Genomic DNA, 13,307 nt, shown 5'->3' with positions numbered 1-13,307 from the left:
TTATACCGAACGTCTTTCGACTTTTCCATGTTTATAATTCAAAGCTAAAACAAAAAAGCCCGCCTCCCTATTGGGGGAGCCGGGCTTCATAATGGAAATAGCCTGAATGAAAAAATAATCTCTCATGCAGCCTTCATTCGGCTAACGGCAGCGTGATAATAAACTCTGTTCCAATTCCGGCTTGGCTCTCTACACGAATGGTCCCATTGTGATTGCGAACGATGCGGTAGCTCACCGATAAACCAAGCCCTGTACCCGACTGCTTCGTCGTAAAGAACGGATCGAACAGCCGATTCATCGTCGCCTTATCCATTCCTTTGCCATTGTCCTTAATGACAATTTCGGCCGTTTGACCGCTGCTTCGCGTGATGATATCGATCAGGCCTCTTCGTTCGCCTTGTACCTCCTCGATGGCATCCAGCGAATTTTTGACGATATTCAATATGACTTGCTTTACCTGCTTCACATCAATCGATACGTAATGCTCTGAGCAATAGCACTCCGCCTTAATTTCGCAGTTCCGCATGAGCGCTTCACTTTCCGTTAGAAGCACCACTTCTTTAATCAAATGATCGATAGACACCAATTGCTTCATTGGTGCTGATGGCTTGGACGAATTTAGAAATTCATAAATAATGTCGTTAGCCCTGTCAATTTCCGTCAAAATAATACGCGCATACTCTTCTTTGCCTACTTCCATTAAATAAGGCCTAAGCAGTTGTATGAATCCTCTGATGCTCGTTAAGGGATTGCGAATTTCATGGGCGATAGCAGCAGCAATTTTTCCAAGCATGGCAAGCTTGTCATTTTGTAATGCCGTCTGTTCAATTTGCTTATACTCCGAAACATCCTTGACACTAATTAGAAAATCACCGTCTAATTGATCACCGTATGTAACCGTCACCAATAGATGTTTGCCATCTTTGTGTTGGAATTCATAGTAGCGACTATGCATAAGAAACATTTCTTTGTAAAGTCTCAAAACCGTTCTTTTCGTTGAATTGGTAAGCTGCCGGTGTCTTAATATTTCCTTTATGGTACAACCGATTAATGTCTTTCGAGGAATGTCCAGCAGCTTGGCCATCTGTACATTGATAAACGATAATATGCCATCGTTGTCAAACAATGCGATCCCGCTGTCCATATGCTGCAAGACGTTTTCGTATTTATTTTTAACCATCTCGAAAGATCGGTTGGAACGAAAAAGCATTTCACGCATTTCACTGAATTTCTGCTCGTTCGACCGCTCAGGCTGCAATCGAAAACGACAGGCAACCATAATTTCCATTAAGAAAACGAAAGAGCGATTGTATAATCTTATCGCTTCCTCCGAATCCACATTGGCAGCCAAAGACTGAATACACTCCTCATGAACAGCAATAATTTCCTCCGGGTTTATTCCATAAAGCTCCTTGCCCAGCTCGTTGGCATGGAATAGTGATACTTCCTTACCACTTCGTATATACTCGGCAAGCGCCGGGAAATAGCGCTTTCGAATGGCCTGCATCTTGTACTCCTCCCCGGCAATATCTATAGATAACGGTTACAGTTACTACTAATCATAGGGCGAGTTTACAATCGCTGTCAATCGGAAATCCTGTCGAATTTTAAGAAGAAAATAGGCACAAGGTCATCCCCTGCGCCAATTAGGTCTCAAGTCCCCTACTGCTTTCTTACCTTATTTTTGTATTGATAAACTTGTAAACTAACAATCATTTTCAATACTTGCTTTGCATTTCAATCGTTTCGGGTATCGTCTTCCTTATTTAATTCCTTGCTTTTTTTATCATCCCATCCGTCTTCCCTGTCGTTATCTTCGCTTTCCCTTCGATCCTTGTTGTCATTGCTGCTGTCATCATCTAGATCATATTTCCACTGATCATTATTTCTGTTCCAGATATCGAAAAGATCTTCATCACCGTAGCTTTCCCAGTTGCGGTCCCACGCCTTTTCCTTTTCCTTTTCTTTTTCCTTTTCCTTGTCCTTGTCTTTGTCCTTGTCTTTTTCTTTGTTCTTGTCATCCTTATTATCGACATTAGGTCTATTGGGCGAGTTTGGCTTATTCGATTTCCCCGGTGTTGTTGCCGGCTTGTTGTCCAATGTCCCATTCTTGCCTGGTTTCGTTGTAACGGCAGCATTATTCACTTCACTGCTGACAGGCTTCTCCGGTTTTGTTGCTTTTACCGGTTTATTGGATTTAGGGGTAGCTGCAGGCTTAGCTGTATTTGTATTCTGATCCGCCTTTTGCTGCTTGGCCTTCTCCTCTTTCTCGCGTGCAACAAGCTCCTTCAGCTTTTCCTTGTTTAAGCCTTCCGCATTATCTACGATCGTCTTCAAGCCGCCAAGCGACTCCGTAGCTTTATCGATGGAGTTCTGCTTGAGCTGCTCCATTTCTATCGTATAACCTTCGTCCTTCGCCATTAAATATACAGCCATTTTACCTGAAGAAATGCCGTTTGCGGCCGCTTCCTCACGCACCTCATTTGGTACCGACAACGTTGTAATATTCGCGCTAGCCGCCTCCGCTGCCAGCTGCTTTAATAAATTCCGAAGCGTTCGGTCGACTTTTCCCGTCAAAATTTGCTCATAATCGAGTTTAAGTGCAGAATTGTCGTCTAATAGCATGCTCGTAATAAAAATATTTTTGTTTGGCGTATCGAGATAATGTGAGCCTTTAGCCCTCTCCAGGATCGAAGCGGCTACCGTCTCCACGTTGACACCTTCATATTCAAGCCCTTCAATAATAAGCCTGCCGTCCTCGTTTAATGCACTCAGCTCGCGAACCTTATCGTTCTTGTCTACGCCTAGCTCAACACTTGGATTAATATCCATGCTTACATAGGCGACAACAGGATTTTTATCCTGCTGCATCATCAGCAAAAACGGAAGGAACACCAGCAGCATTATCGCCGCAGCACTCGTATACCAATAAGCTGCTTTAAAGGTGCGAGGCTTCCTATATTCCTCTTCAAACGTAATTTCTTCACCTATTTCCGTCTTCCCTTGAATAGGGGCTTGCAAAAATTGGCCGTCTGCCGTCATTACAACGGCATGCTGCTTATGAATGCTCATAACGACTCCACGTTTCATTTGCTTACCTCCTTATTCATATCCAACCGGTCATCGGTTATATGTAAGTAATTGTGCATGTATGGGTATGTGCCAGAAATAATAAGTGCGATCGCAATAATATATTTGCGGTTTCGCTCAACCGTTTTGCGGGAAACGCCACACATTTCGGTTAGCTCTTTTACCGCTAGCTTATTCGTCATTTTTAACGAGTCAAATAAATCAGTCTCACTCACAAGTGTTTGCGCAATTCCGATCAACAATCTTCTGGAATCTGCATGCTTGGGCGATACTTCTACCAGCTCTGCAAAAGAAATCCCGAACCTTAGAAGCTCTTGATTCAGATCACTGATCTCCTGCTTTCTCTCGTCTTCGGTCCGCTTTATTTCAAAGGCATTCATCGCTTGCCTAGTTTCAACGGAATTATATTGCGGCTGCTCCTCATCTTCAGAATCGAACATGCTATAAGGCACAACCTGAGAATGCCTCTGTTCTTTTCGGACATGGTCAATAAGCCGACGGCGAATGACGGTTTCTGAAAATCCGATAAATGATTTGCCGGCATGGCTATCGAACTGATTGATTGCTTCATTAAAAGCAAGCAGCGCCACGCTGAATTCATCATCTTGATTCGGATCTATGTACCGTTTGCAAAATCGACTTGTTACTTTCATTATATAAGGCTTGTAATCTGCTATGAACTGCTCTCGAAGCAGCTCATCGCCTTGACGAATTCGAGCAACCCATTGTTCGGGAGTAAGCTTCTGCTCATTCTCCGCAGCATCTGTGGAAGCAGACTTCCGCAGAAAGCGTTTGAACAATACAAGTAACAACCGCTCCACCTCACTACTAGTATGATTCGTTTCTGTCTAACCGGTTTCAGGGGGTACATTATGAGAAGATCTTCATTTATTTTAAAAAAAGAAAAGCCCCCGAAAAGGAGGCTCACCATTCGTGTTTAAAAACTAAACGGATGTACGGCGTTGACGGAGCTTATTCCTTCTGTTATTCAGCATCCCAAGACGCTTCTTAAGTACAAGCTGCCACTCCGTGTCTTCAATCTGCTTTGCGAAGCTAAGCAAATCAAGCGCCATATCGATTTGACTATGAACAACATCCATCGGATCCTCATTCTCATGATTAACGCAATTTTCAAGCAGCGCCTTGCCTTCTTGCTCCACATACTCCTGAAAATCAACTTCGGCGGCGCCGTCGCCATGTGCATATTCGGCTAATATTTCATATTCATTTTCGATTAAATAATGAATGTCTACACGGTGGCATACCGGACAAAACATAATGGGCACATTATGAATATGCGTTCGGAAATGCTTTAGCGTTCCCTTTGTTCCAATCATACTAGCTCCACAGCAAAAACTCATTGACGACTCCTCCTAAAGGTTTGCGAATGCAAACCAGCTTCGTAAGAATCAACTTAGGTTTGCGAATGCAAACCAAGTATTTTTTTGAGCTCAGTGACTAAGTATACATTATTCGCTCAGCATGATTGAAATTCCTGCTTTTGAATCATAATATCCGCCTCTAGGCCTAAACAAAAAAACAAAACCCGCGCCATCGCATGGCGCGGGTTTTGAATAAAACGGTACGAAATCTATTATTTCGATACCAAAGTTTGTTGACCTGGCTTCCAGTTGATAGGGCAAAGTCCGCCGGATTGCAAAGCTTGCAATACGCGAAGCGTCTCGTCAACGCTGCGGCCAACGTTGTTGTGGTTAACAACTTGGTATTGTACTTCGCCTTCTGGGTTGATGATGAATAGGCCGCGAAGCGCGATGCCTTCTTCTTCGATCAAAACGCCGTAGTCACGAGCAACGCTTTTCGTGATGTCTGCAGCAAGCGGGAATTCTAGTTGGCCTAGGCCATTATCGTTAACCGGCGTGTTGATCCATGCACGGTGGCTGTGTTTGCTATCGATGCTGACACCAAGAACTTCAGTGTTTAATTTTTTGAATTCAGCTGCCGCCATGCTCAAAGCAGTAATTTCAGTTGGACAAACGAAAGTGAAATCTAGTGGGTAGAAGAACAATACCAGCCATTTGCCTTTGTAATCTGCAAGGGATGCTGTACCGAAATCTTTACCGTCACCTGTTGCTGTTTCCATCGAAAAATCTGGGGCCTGGCGGCCTACCAAACGCTCTGCCATTATAGAAAACCTCCTTGACCTATCCATAAATTTTTATTGTTTTTGTCACTTCATCTGTGTGACTTACCTAGTAAATAGTATCACTAGTCTAGAATGAAGTCAATATTATAACAACTATTTATTTATAATTATTATAATCTATTAATTATTTTCTAAGAGCTGCTACGATCAAATCGCCCATTTCAGTCGTTCCGATTGCTTTGCTTTTATCAACTGCAATATCGCCAGTACGGTGGCCAGCATCAAGCACTTCTTTCACGGCAGCTTCAATTGCAGCAGCAGCTTCGTGATAGCCAAACGTTAAACGGAACATAAGAGCTACCGATAGGATGGTTGCAATTGGGTTCGAGATGCCTTGGCCAGCGATATCAGGTGCTGAACCATGTACCGGCTCGTACAAACCAAAGCTTCCTTCGCCAAGTGAAGCAGAAGAGAGCATACCGATCGATCCAGTCAGCATCGCAGCTTCATCGCTTAGAATATCGCCGAACATGTTTTCTGTTACGATGACATCAAAGCTCGAAGGACGGCGAAGCAATTGCATCGCACAGTTATCGACAAGCACATGCTCAAGCTCAACTTCAGGATATTCAGGAGCGATCCGGTTCACAACCTCACGCCATAGACGCGATGTTTCAAGCACGTTCGCTTTATCAACCGAAGCAAGACGTTTGCCGCGAGTCATTGCGATATCGAATGCTTGGCGTACGATACGCTCGATTTCTTGCACATTGTATACGCAAGTATCAACCGCTTCTTCGCCGCCAGCGCCTTCACGGCGGAATTTCTCGCCAAAGTAAATGCCGCCAGTCAACTCACGAACAACGATAAGATCCGTGCCTTCAAGAACTTCCGGCTTCAAAGTGGAAGCCTCTTTCAAGCAATCAAACACCGTTGCTGGGCGAATGTTGGAGAACAAGCCAAGCGCTTTGCGAATGCCGAGGAGTCCAGTCTCTGGACGAAGCTCCTTCGAGTTGTTGTCCCATTTCGGACCGCCAACAGCGCCAAGCAATACCGCGTCCGCGCCTTTGCAAAGCTCAAGCGTCTCTTGTGGAAGCGGTGTGCCCTTCTCATCAATGGCAATACCGCCGAACAAGCCGTGCTCTGTTTCGAATTTGTAGCCATAAAGCTCTTCTGTTTTCTTGAGCACTTTCAGCGCTTCGCCAACAACCTCAGGTCCGATACCGTCGCCGGCAATAACTGCGATTTTTTTTACTTCTGACATAATTAAAGTAACACTCCTCATTTTCGATTAAACTTATCCATCCAACGCAGCAAAATTCGCACCTTGAATTCGACAAGTTATACACTCATTCTCATTCTATTATCATTTGTACCATAAAAGCGGAGTGATTACAAAGATATAAAAACTATTGGCTCTATAGATTATGTCTATAGAGCCAATAGAAATCCCATACGAAATATGAAACAAATGGCTGTGCACGAAAAAAGACAGCAGCCGCAAGTTCTCTTGGCTGCTGTCTTTTTTTGTGAAAATTTAAATCAAGCTCATCTTATCGCGACGGCCGGGAGACTTCCGCTTCTCGATCAAGCGGTTAAGCGCATCGATATAGGCGCGTGCGCTTGCCTCTAGAATATCCGTGCTTAGTCCACGGCCTTGAGCAGAAACTTCATCCTGCTTCAAAACAACATGCACCTCACCCTGGGCATCCTTGCCTTGCGAGACCGATTTGATCGAATAGTCTTCAAGCTCAACGTTTTCCTGCGTAACCTTATCGATCGCATTGTAGATCGCATCCACGGAGCCGTTGCCGATTGCCACCTCTTCAGCGACATCGCCTTCGGCTTTGCGAATCCGAACAGAGGCGCTTGGCGTAGATTGATTGCCATAGCTCACTTGGATTGTCTCCAAGCTGAACACTTCCGGCGTATCAATAAGCTTCTCTTCAAGAAGGGCAAGAATATCTTCATCGCTTACGGTTTTCTTGCGGTCAGCCAAATCCTTAAATCTGGCGAAAGCCGTGTTAACCGCTTCATCCTCAAGCTCATAGCCAAGATCGATCAGCTTCTCGCGGAACGCATGGCGTCCGGAGTGCTTGCCTAGGACAAGCTTCGATTCCTTAAGGCCGATCGTATCAGGCGAGATGATCTCGTAGGTTGTCTTTTCCTTCAGCATACCATCCTGATGAATGCCGGATTCATGCGCGAATGCATTGGCGCCGACAATCGCTTTATTGCCCGGAACGACCATACCCGTCAGCTTGCTGACAAGGCGGCTCGTTTTTGCGATTTCCTTCAGGTTAAGCGTCGTTTGAGCGCCGAAGAAATCAGGTCGCGTAGCGAGCGCCATAGCAATCTCTTCAATCGCTGTATTGCCGGCACGCTCGCCAATACCGTTGATCGTACCCTCGACTTGGTCGGCGCCATTTAGAATCGCAGCAAGTGAATTGGCAGTCGCCATGCCAAGATCATCATGACAATGCGCGCTTAGCTGAATCGTTTCGATATTCGGAACGTTTTCCTTCAAGGTTTTGAAAATATTTCCGAATTCCTGCGGATTCATATAACCGACCGTATCCGGAATATTAACGACCGAAGCACCTGCTTTGATCGCCATCTCCGTTACCTGGCAAAGAAAATCCAGCTCCGTACGTCCGGCATCCTCTGCTGAAAACTCAACTTTGTCAAAGTATTTCCGCGCATAACGAATCGCACGCTCTGCCGTCTCGAGAACCTGATCCTTCTCCATCCGCAGCTTATGTTTGCGGTGAATAGGGCTTGTAGCTAGAAATACGTGAATGCACGGATCCTGTGCGCCGATAAGCGCTTCACGAACCGCATCAATATCTTGCTCGCGGGAGCGTGAGAGGCCGATGACCGTTGCGTTCTTTACTGCGCGCGCAACCGCATTAACCGCTGCAAGATCGCCTGGGGATGCTGCTGGGAACCCAGCCTCCATACGATCCACGCCAAGCTTCTCAAGCTGAAGGGCAATCTCTACCTTTTCCTTCGTGTTCAGGTTTACACCCGGAGATTGCTCTCCGTCACGAAGCGTTGTATCGAAAACATAAATTTTCCGCATTTGTGCCATGCACCTCCGTGAACAGAATGATCCCGGCACGCGAATGAAGCTGCAAGGCGAAACGTAAGCCGCTTCGCCTTGCACTCCGGCGTACCGGGATATGGTCGTTCATTCTATCTGTTATTACTTTTTGATCCAGTGCATCAATTCACGAAGCTGTGCGCCTGTTTGCTCGATTGGATGAGCTGCTTCGTTACGACGTGTAGCTGTAAGCATAGCACGGTTCGATTGGTTTTCCAAGATGAAGTCACGAGCGAAACGGCCGGATTGGATATCTTCCAATACGCGTTTCATTTCTTTCTTCGTCTCTTCAGTAACAATGCGAGGACCAGTTACATAGTCGCCGTATTCTGCAGTGTTGGAGATGGAATCGCGCATCGACGAAATTCCGCCCTCATACATCATGTCAACGATCAGCTTAAGCTCGTGCAAGCACTCGAAGTAAGCCATTTCTGGAGCGTAGCCAGCTTCAACAAGCGTCTCGAAGCCTGCTTTAACTAGTGCGGAAGCGCCGCCGCAAAGAACAGCTTGCTCACCGAACAAATCTGTTTCTGTTTCTTCTTTGAAAGAAGTTTCGATAACGCCTGCACGTGTACAGCCGATACCTTTGGCATATGCAAGACCGATAGCTTTAGCATTGCCAGTAGCATCTTGCTCGATTGCGATAAGTCCAGGAACGCCAAAGCCCTCTTGGTACGTACGGCGAACCATGTGACCTGGAGATTTTGGAGCAACTAGGAATACGTCTGTATCTGCGTTAGGAACGATTTGGCCGTAATGAATGTTGAAGCCGTGTGAGAACATAAGAGCCGCGCCTTTTTTCAAGTTAGGAGCGATTTCGTCTGTGTATACTTTCGCTTGTGTTTCGTCAGGAAGCAAGATTTGAACAACGTCAGCTACTTTAGTTGCTTCAGCAACTGTAAGTACTTCGAAGCCGTCTTTCTTAGCAACGTCTGCGGATTTACCAGGACGAAGTCCGATAACTACTTTCAATCCGCTGTCGCGAAGGTTTTGCGCTTGCGCGTGACCTTGGCTGCCGTAACCGATAACTGCGATTGTTTTACCTTGTAGTACGCCTTGATCCGCGTCTTTTTCATAGTACATTGTAACTGCCATTTTAATAATTGCCTCCTTTAATTTAACCCTTTTGAGCGGGTGTTTAAGCAGAGAATGACCCATAAGCAGCGGTTCTCCCCTTAAACTCCCGCTCAAAGCGGGGATGTTGAATGTATGATAGGAATTACTTGGCGTTGCCTCTGTTTAGCGCAGTTACTCCCGTACGCGATAGCTCACGAATGCCATAAGGCTTAAGCAGCTCGACCATAGCGTCGATTTTCTCCGTGTCACCTACTACTTGTACCATAAGCGAATGAGTGCCGATGTCAACAACCGCTGCTCGGAAGGTTTCTACTACGCCTAGAATTTCAGGACGCGATGCCGGCTCCGCGTTTACCTTAATTAAGGCAAGCTCGCGTGCAACCATCGGGTTGGAGCTGAGATCAATAACTTTAATAACGTCGATCAGCTTGTACAATTGCTTCGTAACCTGCTCGAGGGTATGGTCATCACCTGAAGTGACGATGACCATACGCGACAAGCCTACCTCTTCGCTGGAACCAACTGTAATGCTCTCAATATTGAAGCCGCGGCGTCCGAACAAGCCGGATACGCGTTGCAGAACGCCGGGCTGATCGTTAACGATTACTGCGATCGTATGTTTTTTCATTCCGCATCCCCCATGATCATTTCGTCGATGGTGCTTCCTTGCGCAACCATTGGATACACGTTCTCTTCTTTGCGAACGACGAACTCAACGACTGCTGGACCTGGATGGCGGAGTGCTTCTTCCCATGCGACGCGCGCTTCCTCTTTATTCGTTGCGCGGAAGCCTTTCACTCCGTAAGCCTCGGAAAGCTTAACGAAGTCTGGACTGCCGGAAAGATCGATATGGCTGTAGCGATTATCGTAAATAAGCTCTTGCCACTGGCGAACCATCCCAAGCACCTGGTTATTAATAATAACAACCTTGACTGGAATATTATTGATTGCGCAAATAGCGAGCTCCTGCGCGCACATTTGAAAGCCTCCGTCACCGTTGATCGATACGACTACCCGGTCCGGATTCGCCATTTGGGCGCCGATAGCGGAAGGGAAGCCGAAGCCCATTGTGCCCAAACCGCCGGAGGTAACCCATGACCGCGGCTTGTTGAATTTGTAATACTGGGCTGCCCACATTTGATGCTGGCCAACGTCAGTCGTTACAATTGCATCACCATTTGTGGTTTCGTGGATGAGCTCCACTACCCATTGCGGCTTAAGCTCAGTCTCGGAATCCGAGTAGCTAAACGGATATTCCGCGCAGGATGCCTTAAGCTTCGCACGCCAGTCATCCGCTTTATCCGCGCGTTTAGCTTGCTTGTTAACAAGCTGGAGAACCGTCTTCACGTCACCTACGATCGGAATGTCCGTCGGTACGTTTTTGCCGATTTCCGCTGGATCGATATCGATATGAACGATTTTTGCAAGCGGCGCGAAGCCGGACAGCTTGCCGGTTACACGGTCATCGAAGCGAGCGCCGATGTTGATTAGCAAATCTGCACTTTGAATCGATTTGTTAGCCGTATACGTGCCGTGCATGCCTGGCATGCCCAGGAACAGCTCGTTGCCGCTTGGGAATGCACCCAAACCTAGCAATGTCGTCGTAATCGGAATTTGCGTTTTCGTTACGAACTCGAACAACTCCTCGTGACCGCCGGAATATACAACTCCGCCGCCGGCGAGAATGATCGGACGCTCTGCCTGCTCAATCGCTTTAATAAGCTTGTCGACTTGATTCTTGTTTGGAGAAACCGTCGGGTTGTAGCCGCGGATGCTTACTTCCGTTACCGGCTTGAACAATGTTGTAGCCGCCGAGATGTCCTTTGGTATATCGATCAATACTGGACCTTTGCGGCCAGTGTTGGCAATGTGGAATGCTTCATGTATGATTCGCGGCAAGTCTTCTACATCACGTACCAAGTAGCTGTGCTTCGTGATTGGCATTGTAATGCCTGTAATATCCGCTTCTTGGAAAGCATCGCTTCCGATCAAGCTGGAAATGACGTTGCCCGTAATGACAACTAACGGTACAGAATCCATATAGGCAGTCGCGATACCCGTAACCAGATTCGTTGCCCCTGGACCTGAGGTTGCGATACAAACGCCTACTTTACCGCTTGCGCGGGCATAACCGTCAGCTGCGTGGATCGCGCCTTGCTCATGACGAGTGAGTAAATGATTGAAATCGGGGTTCCCGTGCATCGCGTCGTAAATGTACAACACTGCTCCACCAGGATAGCCGAATACACAATCCACACCCTCAAGCAGCAGACTGCGAAGCAATATTTCTGAACCACTAATGACCTCGGGCTTCGAGAGCCTTTCCTTCAATTCCTCTTTTGACTTCAGTGTTGTACCTTGCGTTACCATCAGTCATCCTCCTCTCAGAAAAAACAAAAAAACCTTTCGCTCCTCATGCTTCAAACGAAGCAAAGAGGGACGAAAGGTATATCTTCCGTGGTACCACCCAAATTCGTTACACATCTCCCGATGTATAACCTCCACAAGTAAGAACGTCGTGCACATACGTCCATACTATTGGCACTGTAACGCTTGCCCTGCGATTTCCCCTATTAGGCAACAGCATTCGTTGTTGCTTTTCAAGGAAACAGCTCCGAGGTGAGCTCGTAGAAAAGGGATTTTGGCGATGGTTGCAGCTGATCCATCCGCTCTCTGTTCAAAAGAGCCCTAAGCACTTCGTCCTCATCATTGCTGATTGTATATGTACCACATGGTGCGTACACCGGTACGTGGTAGATAAGACTTTCTTTATTATATGCCGCGAATCTCCGTTCGTCAAGAACCATGAGCAACTCTTCGCATAAATTGTAATCGGCGCATTTTGCGATCCCGACACATATACTATTTTAGCCTCTAATCGGCAAACTCATGCAGCGCTCCAATCTATTCAGCGCCGCAGAATGGAATGATCTTTATGATAAGACTTTATGAGCCTCGGTTTGATCAAGCAGAGGTTGTCCGCCTCATTCGGAGCGAGCTGATCCCTTTGTCGCATACGGTTCACCAGCATGACGCCCAGACGATTCGCGAGCTTCCGAAGCGATTTCGTCGAGGTGTTACTTATGTAGCATCCTTATCAAAAAAAAGCCCGCCGGTCTCCTTCATTCATTTTGAAGTGATGGGGGAAGTTCTTTATTTAGATATGATGGTCACGCATCCCGAGCATCGAAATAGACAATGGGGCAGAAAATTAATAGCACATAGCGAGGCTTACGGCAGGAAGCAGCACTGCAAGGTAGCCAGGCTGTTTGTCGATCAGGTAAATGATAAAGCCCATCAATTATACAATAAGCTTGGTTATAATACCGTTCACTACTATCCTGAGCTTCGTTGTTACGAGCTGCTTAAGCCGCTTGCCCCGTTATGATTACCTAGCTTTCATTAATACCCGTTATAGCCTTGGTTGTCGTAATTGTTGTAACCGTTGTAACTGTTATAGCCTTGGTTGCCATAACCGCCACTTCCGTAGTTATTGTACTTGTTGTTGCAACAATTACCGCCATAGCCTCCGCCGAAGCCTCCACCAAAACCGCCGCCCCAAAGTGGGAGCGTGCCGATTGCAAGAAGATCAAACAAGACAAGAGGTAGAATAGCATTAGTTTTTACAATCTTGCCCTTATCTTTTTTCAAGGGAGCTACAACCAATTTATTTTGGCTAACACGAACGAGCTTGCCCGTGACGACTGAGCCGTCAGGACGTACTGCATAAATGGATTTGCCGACCAGTTTCCGTACTTCTTGTTTGGAAACGTTACGCATGCGAAATCCCTCCTTTCCCGTTGTCCTTTAGCTTATTCCGGGAAAGCGGATTCCGTCTGTTTGTTTGTCCTCTATTCTAATAAATGTACGCATAGCCTGCTAGAGATGCTAGAGCTTGAGCTGCTTACGGCTTCTTCATAGATAGCAATTGCA

At 46.5% G+C, this 13,307-nt stretch carries 12 protein-coding genes; 1 reads left to right on the top strand and 11 read right to left on the bottom strand.

The annotated features are described in order from the left end of the window. Positions 1-133: 133 nt before the first annotated feature. The 10 genes from HI950_RS21060 to ilvB form a co-directional block, all read right to left on the bottom strand. Positions 134-1,507, bottom strand: coding sequence for an ATP-binding protein (locus HI950_RS21060; protein ID WP_169086308.1), 1,374 nt, complete (start codon positions 1,505-1,507; stop codon positions 134-136). Between the two features lie 230 nt (positions 1,508-1,737). Continuing rightward, a complete protein-coding gene (locus HI950_RS21055) occupies positions 1,738-3,090 on the bottom strand; it encodes an anti-sigma factor domain-containing protein (protein ID WP_169086310.1) in 1,353 nt (450 codons plus the stop codon). Next, complete coding sequence (gene sigI / locus HI950_RS21050; protein ID WP_169086312.1) at positions 3,087-3,902, bottom strand: RNA polymerase sigma factor SigI; 816 nt, start codon at positions 3,900-3,902, stop codon at positions 3,087-3,089. The genes HI950_RS21055 and sigI overlap by 4 nt, the downstream gene beginning before the upstream one ends. A gap of 132 nt (positions 3,903-4,034) precedes the next feature. Beyond that, the gene (locus HI950_RS21045) at positions 4,035-4,451 is read right to left on the bottom strand and encodes a hypothetical protein (RefSeq protein WP_169086314.1); all 417 of its coding nucleotides are present in this window, start codon (positions 4,449-4,451) and stop codon (positions 4,035-4,037) included. Positions 4,452-4,684: 233 nt separating this feature from the next. Continuing rightward, positions 4,685-5,233, bottom strand: a complete 549-nt coding sequence (locus tag HI950_RS21040) for a peroxiredoxin (RefSeq protein ID WP_169086316.1) — start codon at positions 5,231-5,233, stop codon at positions 4,685-4,687. A gap of 145 nt (positions 5,234-5,378) precedes the next feature. After that, on the bottom strand, positions 5,379-6,458 hold the full coding sequence (leuB, locus tag HI950_RS21035; RefSeq protein ID WP_054028366.1) for a 3-isopropylmalate dehydrogenase: 1,080 nt from the start codon (positions 6,456-6,458) through the stop codon (positions 5,379-5,381). A gap of 273 nt (positions 6,459-6,731) precedes the next feature. Next, on the bottom strand, positions 6,732-8,276 hold the full coding sequence (locus HI950_RS21030) for a 2-isopropylmalate synthase (protein ID WP_169086318.1): 1,545 nt from the start codon (positions 8,274-8,276) through the stop codon (positions 6,732-6,734). Between the two features lie 123 nt (positions 8,277-8,399). After that, on the bottom strand, positions 8,400-9,392 hold the full coding sequence (gene ilvC, locus HI950_RS21025) for a ketol-acid reductoisomerase (RefSeq protein WP_053374536.1): 993 nt from the start codon (positions 9,390-9,392) through the stop codon (positions 8,400-8,402). Positions 9,393-9,516: 124 nt separating this feature from the next. After that, positions 9,517-10,002, bottom strand: a complete 486-nt coding sequence (gene ilvN, locus HI950_RS21020) for an acetolactate synthase small subunit (RefSeq protein WP_169086320.1) — start codon at positions 10,000-10,002, stop codon at positions 9,517-9,519. Next, positions 9,999-11,744 (bottom strand): biosynthetic-type acetolactate synthase large subunit, encoded by a 1,746-nt coding sequence (ilvB, locus tag HI950_RS21015; RefSeq protein WP_169086322.1) that lies wholly within the window; start codon positions 11,742-11,744, stop codon positions 9,999-10,001. Before ilvB ends, ilvN begins: the two co-directional genes overlap by 4 nt. Before the next feature lie 565 nt (positions 11,745-12,309). Between ilvB and HI950_RS21010 the strand changes: the two genes are divergently transcribed. Next, positions 12,310-12,762 (top strand): GNAT family N-acetyltransferase, encoded by a 453-nt coding sequence (locus tag HI950_RS21010; RefSeq protein ID WP_169086324.1) that lies wholly within the window; start codon positions 12,310-12,312, stop codon positions 12,760-12,762. Positions 12,763-12,776: 14 nt separating this feature from the next. Here the strand turns inward: HI950_RS21010 and HI950_RS21005 are convergent, their stop codons facing one another. Further along, the gene (locus HI950_RS21005) at positions 12,777-13,154 is read right to left on the bottom strand and encodes a hypothetical protein (RefSeq protein WP_169086326.1); all 378 of its coding nucleotides are present in this window, start codon (positions 13,152-13,154) and stop codon (positions 12,777-12,779) included. Positions 13,155-13,307 lie beyond the last annotated feature (153 nt).

The sequence above is a fragment of the Paenibacillus sp. PL91 genome (assembly GCF_012935325.2).
Lineage (GTDB): Bacteria > Bacillota > Bacilli > Paenibacillales > Paenibacillaceae > Pristimantibacillus.
The sequence above is the reverse complement of the archived record's forward strand: the minus strand, read 5'-3'. Positions and strand labels throughout refer to the sequence as shown.